A 15,458-nucleotide genomic window follows, 5' to 3' on the forward strand; every position below is an offset into this window, starting at 1 on the left:
CGTCGTGACACCACTAGCTCAGTCCGCCAAGGAAATCGAGGAGCAGCCGATTGGTCTCCTTGGGCTGCTCCTGCTGGATCCAATGCCCGACGCCGTCCACCATGTGAGTGCCGCAGTAGTTTCTCATCACCTCGTGCGCACGTTCGGCCGCCTCGGATCCCCAGGTGGTGCCGACGTCGTACTGACCGCCGATGAAAAGAGCAGGCGGGGTCAGCGGGGTGCCCTCGTACTCGGCAAGGTCGTGCCAGTCATTGTCGATGTTGTGGTAGAAGCTCAGCGGTCCGCCGAGTCCGGATCGCTCGAATTCGCCAGTGTAGAAGTCGAGATCCGCGTCGGTGAACCACTCCGGCATGGTCTCGGGGTAGACGAAGGCGTCCTTGAGTCGCGCACCATGCGGCATACAGAGCGGGCCGGACCGGATCACCTCGATCGGATCCATCGCCGCGAGATTCACCCCGGCCGCCTCGGCGGCCTGCGTCGCGGCGGCCATCGCATCGCCGGACACCGTGTAGGTCAGACCGAGCAGCCAGCTCCGCAGATCCTCTTCGACCTCGGTGATGATGCCGTCCTGCTCGGAGAAGTAGTCTTGGTACCAGACCTTCCCCGGCCCGGCCAGTTCCAGGTGGTAGTCGTTGGGCCGGTGTTCCCCGAATGGGCTGCCGGGCAACCCGATCACTCCTCGGCCGGCGAACGGCACGCTGATCCCGACCACACCACGACACCGCTCGGGGTGCAGCCAGGCGAACGTCCAGGCGACCGGCGCACCCCAGTCGTGGCCGATGACCACTGCCTGCTTCTCGCCATAGGCGTCGATCACGCCGAGGATGTCCCCGACCAGTTCCTTGATCCGATACGCGGTCTGCACACGGTATTTCGACGACCGCCCGTAGCCCCGCTGGTCGATGGCCACCACCCGGTAGCCCGCCTCGGCCAGTACCGGAATCTGGTGGCGCCAGGAGTACCAGGACTCGGGGAAGCCGTGGACCAACACCACCAACGGCCCCTCGCCGTCCTCCACGGCGTGAATCCGGGTGCCCCGGCAGTTGAGCATCCGATGAGTCTGCGACATCACGACCTCTTCTCTAATGGGACCGGGTGGCAGCCAAACCGATTGGTACTTCCTCGGTTCGGATCAAGTCTTCGACGGACGGAATGGTGCGGTTCTCGTAATTGCGCGCGATGAGGGTCTTCTGCCCGGAGAGTTTGGTCCGGGCCCATTTGCCGACCACGCGTGCCGCCACCTTCGGCGTCATCAGTGCCGCAGCGGGCTTGACCAGATGCACGACGGCCAGGAACTCGTTGTAGGTCTCCGGGTCGTCGTGCACCAACTCCATCACGCGGTCCATGTACCAGGTCAGTGCGCCGAAGTAGAACGGCCGCTTCTTGTGTGCGTCCTTGAGCCAGTCGAAGCGCAGGTTCTGTTCCCGGATCACGAACCAGGCGGTGTCAGCCAATTTGGCGATGGTGCGGAAGTAGCGACGAGGCAGATCCGCGTCGGTGGGCGCGTACTTGGCCAGCAGTATCTGCATCTCTCGGACTTCTTTGAGCGCCAGCGTCATCCCGAGACCGGATACCGGGTCGGCACTGGTGTAGGCGTCACCGACCACCACCAGCGCGCGCGGCAGGTTGCGCTTCTTCTCGTAGTGCAGCCGCAGCATGTTGGGATAGCGGAAGTTGTAGATCGGTGAGGCTGGTTCGAGGCCGTCGATGTTCTCCCCGATCACCGCCGACGGCATCCGCTCGGCGAACTCGCGGAACTCCTGCGCCGTGCGCGGCGGCGAGTAGCAGTTGTAGGCCACCAGCGATGTGGACAGGATCGTGCGGGAGCTGTCGGTGTAGTACTGCGCAGCGTAGGTGTCCTCATAGGGACGGTACGCGTAACAGATGACCATCACCTTGTCGTCCCACTGCCGCTCCGGCGGCACGTGGTGGAACATGGTGGAGTAGAAGCAGTTGATGATGTCCTGCTCCACCTCCGGCGCCCCGATGCCGATGCGGTCCAGGAATTCCGGGAACCGGGTGTTCTTTCCCGACGCGTCGACCACGAATTCGGCTGCTATGACCTCGAGTTCGTCACCGTCTCCGGCGACTGCAACACCGACCACGGTGTCGTCGGCGCGGTCATAGACCAGGTCGGCCACTTCGGCTTCATAGCGGAAGCTGATCCGCGGTTCGTCGTCGAGGCGGCGCCGAACACACCATTCCAATAGGGGTCGCGCGGCACAGACGATCTGGATCGGCCCGGTGCCCGGCTTCTTCCAGGTGCCGCCGAGCCGGATGCGGTACTGGGCGGCCATGTCGACGTCGAACGCGCCCTCACGGACCATGTCGTCGACGATTCCGGGGAAGAAGCGCTCCAGTTCGATGCGGCCCGCGGTGAGCAGGTGGTGCAGGTGCCAGCCCTGCGCCGCGCCCGGCCTGCCCTCGCGGCGGGTATGGGGAGCATCCTTTTCCAGGACGATGACCTTGTCGAAGGTCTCACTGAGCACCTTGGCGGCGGCGATACCCGCGATGCTCCCACCGACCACCACCGCGGTGCCACGCCCGCGGCGGCGGACATCGGCGAGATCGACCGTGGCGTAGTCCAGCCGTGGTGCTGATCGCCGGCGCGCGGCGCCACTGGCCACGAACTTCTCGTAGTACAGCCCGACTCCGTGGATACCGTTGTCGTCAAGCCATTTCCGGGTGTCGGCGATCAGTCCGGCCGGACCGCACAGATAGACATCGGCGTTACCGCCGTCGAACATGCTCGCCTCGAGCGCGTCGGTAACCCGGCCCACCGGCCCGTCCCAGCGGGTACTGGGACGCGAGACGACAGTGTGAATCGCCAGCCCGGGCAAACGTCGCTTCAGTGCCTCGAGCTCGTCGAGCTTGCACAGGTCGTCGACGTCACTGACTCCGTAGAGCAGATGGACCGTCCCGTTGTGACCGTCGTCCAGACTCTGTGCCATCGCGAGGATCGCCGACAGTCCGGTGCCGCCGGCCACCAGGACCACCGTGCGTGCAGTCGGTCGCAGGTAGAAGCCACCTTTACTGCACCGCATGGCAATTCGATCGCCGGGTTTGGCCCGGTCGCGCAGGTAGTCCGACATCACGCCCTGAGGGAGCAGCCGGACGATGAACTCCACCTCGGAGCGCCCGTCGGCGGGATGCGCGTAGGAGTAGTTGCGCCACACAGCGCTTCCGGGCACCTGCAACTGGGCGAACTGCCCGGGCAGGTAGACCAGCGGTCCGAGCCCGGAGACGTCGACGCGCAGCAGCGCCGTCGACGGGGACACCTGCTCCACCGCGGTCACCACGCCGGTACCGGTCACCAGCCGAGCGGCGTTGTCGTCGGCGGGATACTGCACGCTGATCACGCAGTCGGATTTCGCGAACGTCTGACAGGTCAAGACCTTGCGGGCGTCGCGTTCGACTTCGGAAAGCCCTTCAGTGCGGCCCATCTCGTACTCGCCTGCGACACAGGTGGCCACGCAGGTCCCGCAGATCCCGCTTTGGCATTCGTTGACGATCGCGATGCCGTGTTCCTCGGCCGCCTCCAGGATCGACTGATCCTGTTGCACCGCCATCGTCTTGGCCGTTCCGTCCGAATACCGCACGGTGATCTCGGGCTGCTGCATGTCTTTCGCCCTTCTCCTCAGACGATCGCCGACACGGGCTTCTTGGCTATCCGGGCATTGAGCCGCGGCATGACCTCTTCGGCCAGCAGCCGCATGGACTCCTTCCACGGACCTGGATTGTCGAGGTAGTCGAAACCGAGGATCAGCAGGTGTCCGAAGCCACCGACCTGGTCGTAGGTGGCTTCCAGCTTGTCCACGACGGTCTCGACCGAACCGACCACAAATGTGTTCTCCGCCAGGTACTCCGGGGTCACATCCTCGTCAGGCACGGACGGGTTGTGCTTGTAGAACTTGGTCATCCCGAACATCCGGAACGTCGGCAACACGTACTCACGCATGTTGCGGCCCATCATGCCGTCGACCGCATAGCGGAATGCCTGTTCGTCGGTTTCGGCGACGACCACTTCTCGGACCAGTCGCCAATCCCGCCGATCGGGAGTCCGCCCGGAGCGCTCGGCACCTTCGAGCACCGCATCCCAGTGCGAGGCAACATATTCGGTGCTGAGGTCGAGGCTCATCGGTAGGTAGCCGCGCTCGCCGGCGAGCTTGAGGGTCTCCGAACCCGCACTGAACCCGGTCACCCCGATCGGGGGGTGAGGCGCCTGGAAGGGCTTGATGTGCCGCTTCATCAGACCTTCGAACATCGGCGCGATTCCGTTGGCGTTCCAGTATTTTCCACGGAACTCCCACGGCTGATCCTCGGTCCAGACCTTCAGCATGATCTCGAGAGCCTCCCGGGTCATTTCCCGGTGCTCACCGTTTTGGCCGTCGACGTCGAACAATGCCCAGTCCCCCGGTATGCCGCTGGCCCCGACACCGAGCATGAAACGGCCCTGCGCGAGGTGGTCGAAGTAGGCCACCCGGTGGGCCAGCTCGACCGGATGGTGATACGGCAGTAGATGGGCGCCGGGCGCGAGCTTGATGTTCTTGGTGCGCAGCAGCGCCTGGGCCAGCAGCAGGTCCGGTGCGCAAATCGGTTCCCACGGCACGGTGAAGTGCTCACCGACCCACGCCTCCACGTAGCCGAGCTCGTCGGCCAGCGTGATCAGGTCGAGGTCCCACTGGGTCGCGTCGTACAGGCTGCGCTCCGGTGGATGCGCCGGCATCAGGAAAAGTCCGATCTCCATCTTGAACCCTCTCGGTAGTGGTCGAGCAAGCGCATCTCATCCCTCGGCTGCGACTTACACCACAGTACTAGCAAGATACTTGATCGGATGCAAGATCCATTTTTCTTCGATGTTTGCCGATCCTATCGTTCCCATTATGGCGTATTGGCTATGGACATTTTCGTTGTTGGCCGCGTAGCGTGCTGCTTCAGCGGCGGCCATCGGCGGCAACTGAAAGGAGCATTCGTGCAGCATTTCGACTACATCGGCTATGAACTGATCGAGGACGGCCGGATCGCGGTGATCACGCTCGATCGCCCAAAACAGCGCAACGCGCAGAACCGCGGCATGCTCGTCGAACTCGGCACGGCGTTCGAACTGGCCGAAGAGGACGACACGGTGCGCGTGGTGATCCTGCGCGGGGCGGGGTCCTGCTTTTCCGCCGGCCACGACCTCGGCTCCGCCGACGATGTCCGGGAACGCTCACCCGGTCCCGGACAACATCCCACCTACCTGTGCAATGGCGGCACCCTGACCGGGGCGGATGCCCGACACCGCCAGGAGTGGCATTACTTCTACCAAAACACCAAGCGCTGGCGGAACCTGCGGAAGGTCACGATCGCCGAAGTCCACGGAATGGTGCTGTCCGCCGGGCTGATGCTCGCCTGGTGCTGCGATCTGATCGTCGCCGCGCAGGACACGATTTTCGCCGACGTCGTCGGCACCCGGCTCGGGATGTGTGGTGTGGAGTACTTCGGCCATCCCTGGGAGTTCGGGCCGCGTAAGGCGAAGGAACTGCTGCTCACCGGTGACTCACTCGATGCCGACGACGCCCACGCGCTTGGCATGGTCAGCAAGGTCTTCCCGGATGCCGAACTGTCGGCGCGGACCATCGAGTTCGCCACCCGCATCGCGAAAGTGCCGACCATAGCCGCGTTGCTGATCAAAGAGTCGGTCAACCAAACCGTGGATGCCATGGGTTTCTCCACCGCGCTGGACGCCTGCTTCTCGTTGCACCAGCTCAATCATTCGCATTGGGCCGAGCTCACCGGCGACCCGCTGGGTATCGGCACCCCTGAGTACGGACTCGAGGATTGGCGGCTGTCCCCGCAGATCCTGCCCGCCGTGAAGAACCGGCCCTGAAAGCGGAGCACAGGTGGACATCGACTATCCCGACGAAGCGCAATCTTTCCGCGAGGAGATCCGGGCGTTCCTGGCCGAGCACCTACCTGCCGACTGGGCCGGGCCGGGTGCCGTGGCGCCCGAGGAACGTGAGCAACTGCGGCACCGGTGGCGCAAAGTTCTCGCCGACCGCGGACTGGTAGCAGTCTCGTGGCCCAAAGAGTACGGCGGCGGCGGACTCTCGGTGATGGAACAAGCGGTGCTGTCCGAGGAGTTCGCCCGTTGGGGCGCCCCCGAGCGCGACGAGAACGACATGTTCGGTATCGATCTGCTCGGCAACACGTTGATCGCGCTGGGCACCGAGGAGCAGAAGACGCGGTTCCTGCCGCGCATCCTGTCCGGCGAGGACCGCTGGTGTCAGGGTTTCTCCGAACCGGAGGCAGGTTCGGACCTCGCATCGGTGCGGACCAGAGCGGTTCTCGACACCGACGAGTGGGTGATCAACGGGCAGAAGATCTGGACGTCGGCGGGACCGACGGCCAACTGGATTTTCGTGCTGGCCCGTACCGACCCCGCGGCACCGAAGCACAAGGGCTTGTCGCTGTTGCTGGTACCGGTCGACCAGCCCGGTGTCGTGGTGCGGCCCATTGTGAACGCGGCCGGACACGCGTCGTTCTCCGAGGTCTTCTTCACCGATGCCCGTGCCGCAGCCGGCGACGTGCTCGGCGGGGTGGGCGGCGGCTGGGCGACCGCGATGACGGTGCTCGGCTTCGAGCGTGGGTCCCAGATCACCACGGCAGCAATCGAATTCGGACGCGGACTTGAGTGGTTACGGAAACTGGCGGCCGAACGCGACCGGCACACCGATCCGCTGGTTCGCGACGAGCTCGCCTGGTGCTACTCGCGCGTGCAAATCCTGCGCTACCAGGGCTACCGCGGCCTGACCGCACTGGCGAACGGCAGACGTCCAGCCGCCGAAGCGGCCATCAACAAGGTGATCTGGAGCGAATACTTCCGCCGCTACACCGATCTCGCGGTCGACATCCTGGGCACCGACGCGCTCTGCGCGGACGGTCCGGGAAACGGTGCCGCACTGATCATCCCGGCACCGGGTACGGCGAATTCGGTCGCCTGCTGGCTCGACGAGTTTCTCTACGCGCGCGCCGCCACCATCTACGCCGGCAGCTCTCAGATCCAGCGCAACGTGATCGGTGAACAGCTACTCGGACTGCCCAAGGAGCCGCGCTGATATGGACTTCCAATACAGCGGTGAGCATGCGGCGTTGCGGGATTCGACACGTGAATTCCTGGCTGCCCACGGCGGTTACGAGCGTGGCTGGACCAGGCTGTGCACCGAGTTGGAACTGCCCGGGCTGGCCGTGCCGGTGGAGTACGGCGGTGTTGGGGCAACATTGGTGGAATCGGCCATCGTGTTCGAGGAGTTCGGCCGCGCACTGAGCCCACTTCCCCTGGCGTCGCACGTTTTCGCGGTCCATGCGGTGCTGCGCATGGGCGACGACGAACAGCGTCATCGCCTGCTGCCCGGCCTGCTCAGCGGGGCGCTCGTGGCAGCGTTCGCGGCGACCGGGCCCGGCGCCGGTGACGCCGTGTCGGCGACAATCTCGGCCACCGCAGACGGTGACCGCACTGTGCTTGACGGCGGGTGCGGTCCGGTACTGCACGGTCACGGCACCGATCTGCTCGTCGTCGCAGCCCGCACCGATGACGGCGTTGGACTGTATGCGGTCGACACCGCTGCGCCCGGAGTCGACGTGACACAACTCCCCTCCTTCGACATCTCACGGCCGGTTGCTCGGGTGGCGCTGCGGCAGGCCGCTGCCGAACGCCTTGGCACGGACCGGGACGATCTGGAACGGGTACTGGACACCGCGCGAGTATTACTGGCCGCCGAAATGCTCGGCGGCGCCGAAGCCTGTCTGGCCCGCAGCATCGAGTACGCCTGCAGCAGAACTCAATTCGATCGCCCCATCGGAACGTTCCAAGCGGTCAAGCACATGTGCGCCGAGATGGCGATCGAAATCGACGCGACCCGGGTGGCGGTGATGTTCGCTGCGCTGAGCGCGGACGACCCCGATGAACTCAGCCTCGCAGCGCCGCTGGTGAAGGCGCAGGCGGCGGACACCTTCACCCTGTGTGCGAACACCGCAACCCAGGTACACGGCGGCATCGCGTTCACCTGGGAGCACGATCTGCACCGCTATCTGCGTCGAGCCAAGGCCTGCGAGGCGCTGTTCGGCAGCAGCAGCAGGCACCGGGCGCTCCTGGCTGACCGGGCCGGCCTGTGACGTCCGCATCGACGGGGATCACACTCAGTGATGTCCTGGCCAGGCACGCGCGGGTGCGACCCGACACCGTCGGCTTCGCGGACCCGCGCCGTCGCGGCACCTTCGGCGAGATCGACACGCGGGTGACGAGATTGGCCAACGCACTGGCCCAGCGCGGAATCGGCCGCGGAGACCGGGTCGCCGTGCTGGGCCTGAACAGTCTCGAGGTCGTCGAGACCTGGTTCGCCACACTGCGACTGGGCGCGGTCGTCGTACCCCTGAACTTCCGTCTGGTGGCCGACGAGATCGCCTACCTGCTCGCCGACAGCGGTGCGGCGGCAGTCGTGGTCGACGACGCGCTGGCCCCTGTCGTCGAGCGGGCCCGGGCGGCATCGGCGCATTCGGTTCTGACCATCGGTGGTGACTTCCAGTCCGCCATCGACCACGCCGCCGGCGAGCCCGTCGACATCGTCGTCGGCGACGAGGAGCCCGCCTTCATCATGTACACCTCGGGCACCACCGGGTTCCCGAAAGGTGCTGTGCTGACGCACCGCAACCTTTACCTCCACGCCTTCAGCTCGATCGCCACGCTCGGTCACCTGCCCGACGAGTGCTGGCTGGGGGTGGCGCCGCTGTTCCACACCGCGGGGGTATCGGGAATGCTGCCCGCGTTCTTCACCGGGGGCACGGTCATCATTCCGCCCTCCGGCGGATTCGATCCCGAGACGACGGTGTGCACCATCGTCAGCGAGCGGGTCACCTCCTGTTGGATGACCCCATCCCAGTGGCAGGCAGTCTGCGCGATGGACCGTCTCGGGCAGTGGGACCTGTCGTATCTGCGGCGGATCTGGTGGGGCGCCGCCCCCGCGACCACCACATTGCTGCAGAGCATGACCGCGGCGTTCCCCGATGCGGAGATCGTCGCGGCGTTCGGACAAACCGAGTGCAGCCCCATCACCTGCCTGCTGCGCGGCGACGATGCGATCCGCAAGATCGGTTCGGTCGGAACTCCGATGCTCAACGTCGAGGCCCGCATCGTCGACGACGACATGAACGACGTCGCCGCTGGGGCGGTCGGCGAGATCGTCTACCAGGGTCCGCTGGTGATGAAGGAGTACTGGAACAACGCCGCCCACACCGCGGCGGCTTTCCACGGCGGATGGTTCCATTCCGGTGACCTGGTCCGGCAGGATGAGGACGGCTACATCTACGTGGTCGATCGGAAGAAAGACATGATCATTTCGGGCGGAGAGAACATCTACAGCGCCGAAGTGGAGAACGTCCTGGCGGCGCACCCGAAGGTCGCCGAGGTGGCGGTCATCGGCGTGCCGGATCCGAAGTGGGGCGAAACTCCGCTGGCGGTGATCGTGGCCTGCGACCCGGGCGACCCGCCGAGCGAGACCGATATCGAGGCGCACTGCCGGGAACACCTGGCTCCCTACAAGCGTCCGCGGCGTATCGCGATCGTCGCGTCCTTGCCCCGCAACGCCAGTGGCAAGGTGCTCAAAGGCGCTCTGCGCGAACAGTACGGTGCACCAGGGTCGTATGCGGCAGGACCCGGTGACAGCGCGCTCCTCGACGAGACGATCGGCGCCAACTTCGAGCGCACCGCCGCCGCGCAGCCCGATGTGGACGCACTCGTCGAGGTCGCGACCGGCCGCTCGTGGACCTATGCCGAGCTGAACCGCGAGATCGACCTGGTGGCACGTGGGTTGATCGCATCAGGGATCAACAAGGGCGATCGGGTCGGCATCTGGGCACCCAACTGCGCGGAGTGGACCGTGGTGCAGTACGCCACCGCCAAGGCAGGCGCGATCCTGGTGACCATCAACCCCGCGTACCGAACTCATGAGCTGGCCTACGTGCTTCGGCACGCGGGCGTGCGAATGCTGTTGTGCGTCAACGAGTTCAAGTCATCCCACTACCGCAGTATGGTCGCCGAGGTGCGCCCCGAGGTGCCCGATCTGGCCGAGGTGGTGTTCCTCGATTCCTCCGACTGGGAGTCGCTGAGGCAGCGCGGGGAGGCGGTGTCCACCGACCGGTTGCGCGCCCGGATGGAGACGCTGACGCCGTCGGACCCGATCAACATTCAATACACCTCCGGCACAACGGGTTCCCCGAAAGGGGCGGTGCTCTCGCACCGCAACATCCTCAACAACGGATACTTCGTCACCGATCTGATCAACTTCGGACCCGGTGACCGGCTGTGTATTCCGGTGCCGTTCTACCACTGCTTCGGCATGGTCATGGGCAATCTCGGCTGCACCACCCACGGTGCCACGATGGTGATCCCGTCAGCCGGCTTCGACCCGGCGGCAACTCTTGCGGCCGTGGAGCAGGAACGCTGCACGGCCTTGTACGGGGTGCCGACGATGTTCATCGCGGTGCTCGGGCATCCGGACCTCGCGCACCGCGACGTCTCGTCGCTGCGTACCGGCATCATGGCGGGTGCCCCCTGCCCGGTCGAGATCATGAAGCGTTGTGTCGACGAGCTGAACATGTCGGAGGTGTCCATCGCCTATGGAATGACCGAGACCTCGCCGGTCTCCTGCCAGACCCTGCACGACGACAACCTGGAACGGCGCACCGCCACCGTGGGACGCGCGCATCCACACGTCGAGATCAAGATCGTCGACCCGGACACCGGTGCGGTCGTCGAGCGCGGTACCACCGGCGAATTCTGCACTCGCGGTTACTCGGTCATGCTCGGCTACTGGAACGACGAGGGCAGAACCCGAGACGCGATCGACGACGAGGGCTGGATGCGCACCGGTGATCTCGCGGTGATGCGCGACGACGGCTACTGCACGATCGTCGGCCGGATCAAGGACATGGTCATTCGTGGCGGTGAGAACGTCTATCCCAGGGAGATCGAGGAATTCCTGCACACCCATCCCGACATCGACGACGTCCAGGTGATCGGTGTGCCCGATCCGCGCTTCGGTGAGGAGATCTGCGCCTGGATCAAGATGCGCTCCGGCAGTGCACCCTTGGACGCCGATGGCGTGCGGGCGTTCGCGGCCGGAAAACTGGCGCACTACAAGATCCCCCGCTATGTGCGGGTGGTCGACGAGTTCCCGATGACCGTGACCGGGAAAGTACGCAAGGTCGAGATGCGCGACGAGATGGTGCGGCTGCTGGAAGCGCGGCCTTAGTGGATGCCCTCCATCAAACGGCTCACCCGCGGTGCGAACGCCCACACGACAACGCCGACTCCGACCGCGACCGCACCGAGGATGCCGAAGTAGGCGAACTCACGGTCCGGGTGGTAGTACCCGGACAGCACGCCCGACATCGACGTGCCCAGTCCGACCGAGAAAAAGTACAGCGCCATCATCTGCGCCCGAAATACGTTGGGCGCCAACTGTGTCGTCACCGACAGGCCGATCGGTGACAGCATCAGCTCGGAGATGGCGAAGACGGCCATGATCGCCGCCACGAACAGTGCGGGCACGGTGCGCCCCGTCGTTCCCGCCATTGGCAGGAACAGCAGGAACGCCACACCCATGCCGATGACGCCGTAGGCGAATTTGCGCGGGGTGGTGGGTGCGCGGCGGCCCAGCTTGGTCCACATCGCCGCGAAGAGCGGGGACAGCAGGATGATCCACACCGGTTCGATCGAGCCGATCCAGTTCGACGGTGCCCGCCAACCGAAGATCGACCAGTTCATCCGCTCGTCGGAGTACACCGCGAGGACGGTGAAAATCTGCTGAAACAGTGACCAGAACACCGCGTTGGCGATGAACAGCGGGATGAACGCCCGCACCCGCGTGCGCTCGATCGGTTCGACACGCGGGCTGCGCAGCATCACCGCGAAGTATCCGATCGAAGCGACGACCAGAATTCCGGTGGTCACCTGAGAGAGGGTGGCCAGAGTGATCAAACCGAAGACGAAGGCGACAACCACGACCACCACGACCGCTGCCGCAATGCTCGCGGTGCGCACGAAATGACTGCGGGACAGCGGATTCGGTGGGGTCCGGCCGTGGTTGCCGAGATTGCGCCGGAACACCACGTACTGGGTCAGGCCCAGCGCCATGCCGACGGCAGCGGCACCGAACCCGTAGTGGAAACCTAACTTGGTCTGCAGGAGGCCGGTGATCAGCGGGCCTACGAACGAACCCAGGTTGATACCGAGATAGAACAGTGTGAAACCGCCGTCTCGACGGGGGTCGCCGTCCTCATAGAGCGTGCCCAACAGCGACGACGCGTTGGCTTTGAGCGCACCGGACCCCAGCGCGATCAGTACCAGGCCCACGCCGACCCCGGTCAGTCCGGGCAGCACCGCCAGCGCGATGTGGCCGAACATGACCACGACGCCGCCGTAGAGCACCGTCCGCTCCATGCCGAGCAACCGGTCGGCGACCCAGCCGCCCAGCACCGTGGACAGATACACCAAGCCGCCGTAGGCCCCCACGACGCCGGTCGCGGTGGCCTTCGGCAGGCCGAGACCGCCCTCAGTGAGCGAGTAGTACAGGTAATAGCCGAGAATCGTGAGCATCCCGTAGTAGGAGAAGCGCTCCCACAACTCGACGCCGAAGAGGTTGGCCAGACCGACGGGGTGCCCGAAGAATGTTCGTTGCCTGGGTGCGTTCTCAGTTCCGACGGCATCTGCCATGGATTTCACCATGCCATATCCAGGCCGTCACCAGAGCAGGATGATGGTCTCCGGCTCGCGCCCGTCGTCCTCGCCCGCCGGGTCACGATCGTCGGCCAACCGGCCCAGCGGCAACTCGACGATGTCGGCGAGTCGCGGCTCTGCGGGCGGGGATGTCACGCCCTCAGTCTCGTGGGACGGACACCCGGTGTCACGAGTAGTCGCTACTCGAAACCGCCCCACGCCGGCTAGGCCCACTGATCCCACGGCACGCTCCAGTCCCCGTTCTGCCACAGCTGGAGCGGCTTACCCCCGGTGTTGCGCACTTCGACCACGTCACCGGGCACCGAGAAGTTGTAGAACCAGATTGCGTTGTCGCGGTTGAGGTTCAGGCAACCATGGCTGGTGTCGGTGTTGCCCTGCGCCCACACCGTCGCGTCCAGCTCGTGCAGATATACGCCGTCGGTGCTGATGCGCACCGCGTACGGGATCGTCTCCTTGTAGCCGAGATGCGAGTTGATCGGCAGTCCGTAGGTCGAGGAGTCCATCACCACCGGATTGCTCTTGTCCAGAACGGTGTACACGCCGGGCTGGGTCCAGAAGCTCAGGGTGGTGTTGCCGACTTTCTCGGTGCCCCCTCGGCCCATCGATGTAGGCATGGTCCGGACCAGCTTTCCGCCGTCGAACACCGTCACTTGCTTGGTCGCGTCGTCGGCGATCGACACATGTGACGCACCGATGGTGAACGAGACCGGCGCCCCGGGCCCGGGTGTCACGGTGACCACGGTGCCCGGCGCGTAGTACTGCGGTGGCCGCCAGTGCATGGTGCGGTCGTCGACCCAGTGCCACGCACCGGCCACCGATGGCGATGTGTCGACCTGCAGTGCCTGCTCGGCCAGAGCACGATCACCGACGGGAGCGTCGAAGTGCGCGACGATCACGGTGCCGATGCCGTAGGTGCCGCCGTTGTGTAGCGGCGCATTCGAGGTGGTGGTGAAGCTCACCGGCGGCAGCACATCATCGGCGTGCGCTACGACAGCCCGACCGGCCTGAACTGCCATCAGAGCCAGCACCGCCGACAGCAGAACTCGCGCCCTGCGACCCACTACAACCATTCACATCTCCACGATCTCTCGCCCAACCGATCAATCATGGTGCATCACAGCAATTCTGCCCACTTACGCTGCTAGCCGGGCTCGGCGGAGGTCGGTGTGGTGGTGATCTGCGGAGTCGCGACCGGTGCCGACACCGACGGCTGACCCGGCGACGTACTCGTGGTCACGCCGGTGGTCATCGTGTTGGTGACCGGGGCGGAGACGGTTCCGGGATCGGAGATCACCGTCGCGTCGCTACCGCGCTCCACCTGTATCGCCACCAGAAACACGCTCGCCAAGGCCGCGCTTGCACCCACCGTTGCCGCGACGATCTTGGAGCGGGGGAATCGACTCGCGTTCATGTCGCCAGGGTTATCCGCATCAGCACGGTGGCAAACCGGTGTGCAGTGACTGTGATCTTTCTGTCAGCCCCTGCGCAGTGCGTTCGCTGCGGCCAATACGGTCGCGGTCAGGGACTCCATCAGGGGACTATCGAGCTTCCAGCACTGCCAGAACAGCGGGATGTCCAGGTGGACATCGCTGACCTGGACGAACGATCCGTCCGCGAGCGCCTCGGCGGCGGACTGCTCGGGATACATCCCCCATCCGAGGCCGGCGTGTACCGCGGCGCCGAAGCCTTCCGCAGTCGGCACATAAGAGACGGGCCGATTGATTGCACGTCCAAATGCCTTGCGCACCAGCATATCCTGCAGAGCGTCGTCGCGATTCCACGCAAGAGACGGCGCCGTTCTCACCCGCTCTGCGGTGAAACCGTCTGGAAAATACCGCTTTACATAATCGGCACCGGCTACCGGCAGATACCGCATCACGCCGAGCAGATGGACCCGACAGCCGGGTACCGGGGCGCGCTCGGTGGTGACCGCGCCCATGACCACACCCTCCCGCAACAGCCGGGCGGAGTGATCCTGATCCTCGATGCGGATGTCGAACAACACATCGGGCAGATCGGACAACACCCGGACGAACCAGGTCGCCATCGAGTCGGCGTTGACCGCCATGGCTATCCGCGGCTGCGGCGCGCCTTCACCACCACCGGTCATCTCGGCGATGGCCTCGGCCTCCAGCATCGCGGTCTGCGCGGCCAGCCGAAGCAGCGGTGTGCCGGCCAGCGTTGCCACACAGGGCTTCCCGCGGACCAACAGCACCTGGCCCACCTGCTTTTCCAGAGCCTTGATGCGCTGACTGACCGCCGACGGGGTCACATGCAACCGATCGGCAGCCGCCTCGAAACTGCCGAGTTCCACTATCGCGGCGAACGCCGCGAGTTGGCCCGCGTCCAGGCGAGCCTCACCGGGAGCGCTCAGTAGCAGGGATCCGAACCGGGGGTGTAGTACGGGACACCCTGCGGCGTGTAGCACGGCGGCTGCCCAGAGGCCGCCTGCGCCGCAGCGTCGTCATCGGAGGCCACCGCGCCCGCGACGGCGACATCGCCGGCGACGTTCGTGCACCCGCCGACGTTCACATGACGTCCGCCGACGTCTCCGCATACATCGGCATGCGCACCGGGTGCGACGGCCACCGGTACAACAGCCAGTGCCATGGCGCTCAACAGCGCTGCTGCCAGCTTCTTCATCGTCAGTACTTCCCCTCGTGCGACCGACTCACCGGCAATT

General features: G+C 65.3%; 12 protein-coding genes and 1 pseudogene. 4 read left to right on the forward strand and 9 right to left on the reverse strand.

The window, feature by feature from the left end:
- Positions 1 to 13: 13 nt before the first annotated feature.
- The 3 genes from BST42_RS04550 to BST42_RS04560 are packed head-to-tail and all read right to left on the reverse strand — an operon-like array spanning position 14 to position 4,747.
- Positions 14 to 1,069 carry an alpha/beta fold hydrolase gene (locus BST42_RS04550; protein ID WP_083117389.1) on the reverse strand — a complete coding sequence of 352 codons (1,056 nt, stop codon included), beginning with the start codon at positions 1,067 to 1,069 and terminating at the stop codon, positions 14 to 16.
- 13 nt (positions 1,070 to 1,082) lie between these two features.
- Positions 1,083 to 3,620, reverse strand: coding sequence for an FAD-binding oxidoreductase (locus BST42_RS04555; RefSeq protein WP_083117390.1), 2,538 nt, complete (start codon positions 3,618 to 3,620; stop codon positions 1,083 to 1,085).
- Between the two features lie 17 nt (positions 3,621 to 3,637).
- Positions 3,638 to 4,747 (reverse strand): LLM class flavin-dependent oxidoreductase, encoded by a 1,110-nt coding sequence (locus tag BST42_RS04560; RefSeq protein ID WP_083117391.1) that lies wholly within the window; start codon positions 4,745 to 4,747, stop codon positions 3,638 to 3,640.
- Between the two features lie 210 nt (positions 4,748 to 4,957).
- Here BST42_RS04560 and BST42_RS04565 point away from each other — a divergent pair, with 210 nt between their 5' ends.
- Genes BST42_RS04565 through BST42_RS30390 form a run of 4 tightly spaced genes read left to right on the forward strand, consistent with a single transcriptional unit; the run spans position 4,958 to position 11,288 of the window.
- On the forward strand, positions 4,958 to 5,869 hold the full coding sequence (locus BST42_RS04565; RefSeq protein ID WP_237159279.1) for an enoyl-CoA hydratase: 912 nt from the start codon (positions 4,958 to 4,960) through the stop codon (positions 5,867 to 5,869).
- Between the two features lie 13 nt (positions 5,870 to 5,882).
- Entirely contained in the window at positions 5,883 to 7,097 is a 1,215-nt protein-coding gene (locus BST42_RS04570; protein WP_083117393.1) for an acyl-CoA dehydrogenase family protein, read from the forward strand.
- A 1-nt stretch (position 7,098) separates the two neighbouring features.
- Positions 7,099 to 8,154: an acyl-CoA dehydrogenase family protein gene (locus BST42_RS04575; protein ID WP_083117394.1), complete on the forward strand. Its 1,056-nt coding sequence runs from the start codon at positions 7,099 to 7,101 to the stop codon at positions 8,152 to 8,154.
- Positions 8,151 to 11,288, forward strand: coding sequence for a long-chain-fatty-acid--CoA ligase (locus tag BST42_RS30390; protein ID WP_083117395.1), 3,138 nt, complete (start codon positions 8,151 to 8,153; stop codon positions 11,286 to 11,288). Before BST42_RS04575 ends, BST42_RS30390 begins: the two co-directional genes overlap by 4 nt.
- Here BST42_RS30390 and BST42_RS04585 read toward each other — a convergent pair.
- The 6 genes and pseudogenes from BST42_RS04585 to BST42_RS04605 form a co-directional block, all read right to left on the reverse strand.
- Complete coding sequence (locus tag BST42_RS04585) at positions 11,285 to 12,751, reverse strand: peptide MFS transporter (protein WP_083117861.1); 1,467 nt, start codon at positions 12,749 to 12,751, stop codon at positions 11,285 to 11,287. The genes BST42_RS30390 and BST42_RS04585 overlap by 4 nt on opposite strands.
- Positions 12,752 to 12,778: 27 nt before the next feature.
- The gene (locus tag BST42_RS30275; RefSeq protein WP_264046616.1) at positions 12,779 to 12,910 is read right to left on the reverse strand and encodes a hypothetical protein; all 132 of its coding nucleotides are present in this window, start codon (positions 12,908 to 12,910) and stop codon (positions 12,779 to 12,781) included.
- Between the two features lie 68 nt (positions 12,911 to 12,978).
- Positions 12,979 to 13,731 (reverse strand): annotated as a pseudogene (locus BST42_RS04590) (L,D-transpeptidase); the annotation flags it as partial.
- Positions 13,732 to 13,916: 185 nt separating this feature from the next.
- Complete coding sequence (locus BST42_RS04595; protein ID WP_083117396.1) at positions 13,917 to 14,186, reverse strand: hypothetical protein; 270 nt, start codon at positions 14,184 to 14,186, stop codon at positions 13,917 to 13,919.
- Positions 14,187 to 14,249: 63 nt separating this feature from the next.
- Entirely contained in the window at positions 14,250 to 15,149 is a 900-nt protein-coding gene (locus tag BST42_RS04600) for a LysR family transcriptional regulator ArgP (RefSeq protein WP_083117863.1), read from the reverse strand.
- A complete protein-coding gene (locus BST42_RS04605) occupies positions 15,146 to 15,418 on the reverse strand; it encodes a hypothetical protein (RefSeq protein ID WP_083117397.1) in 273 nt (90 codons plus the stop codon). The genes BST42_RS04600 and BST42_RS04605 overlap by 4 nt, the downstream gene beginning before the upstream one ends.
- Positions 15,419 to 15,458 lie beyond the last annotated feature (40 nt).

Source organism: Mycolicibacterium rhodesiae (genome assembly GCF_002086695.1).
Classification (GTDB): Bacteria; Actinomycetota; Actinomycetes; order Mycobacteriales; family Mycobacteriaceae; genus Mycobacterium; species Mycobacterium rhodesiae.

Coding starts and splice junctions, on each gene's coding strand:
- BST42_RS04550 (WP_083117389.1), bottom strand. CDS start 1,069: ATGTCGCAGACTCATCGGATGCTCAACTGCCGGGGCACCCGGATTCAC.
- BST42_RS04555 (WP_083117390.1), bottom strand. CDS start 3,620: ATGCAGCAGCCCGAGATCACCGTGCGGTATTCGGACGGAACGGCCAAG.
- BST42_RS04560 (WP_083117391.1), bottom strand. CDS start 4,747: ATGGAGATCGGACTTTTCCTGATGCCGGCGCATCCACCGGAGCGCAGC.
- BST42_RS04575 (WP_083117394.1), top strand. CDS start 7,099: ATGGACTTCCAATACAGCGGTGAGCATGCGGCGTTGCGGGATTCGACA.
- BST42_RS04585 (WP_083117861.1), bottom strand. CDS start 12,751: ATGGCAGATGCCGTCGGAACTGAGAACGCACCCAGGCAACGAACATTC.
- BST42_RS04595 (WP_083117396.1), bottom strand. CDS start 14,186: ATGAACGCGAGTCGATTCCCCCGCTCCAAGATCGTCGCGGCAACGGTG.
- BST42_RS04605 (WP_083117397.1), bottom strand. CDS start 15,418: ATGAAGAAGCTGGCAGCAGCGCTGTTGAGCGCCATGGCACTGGCTGTT.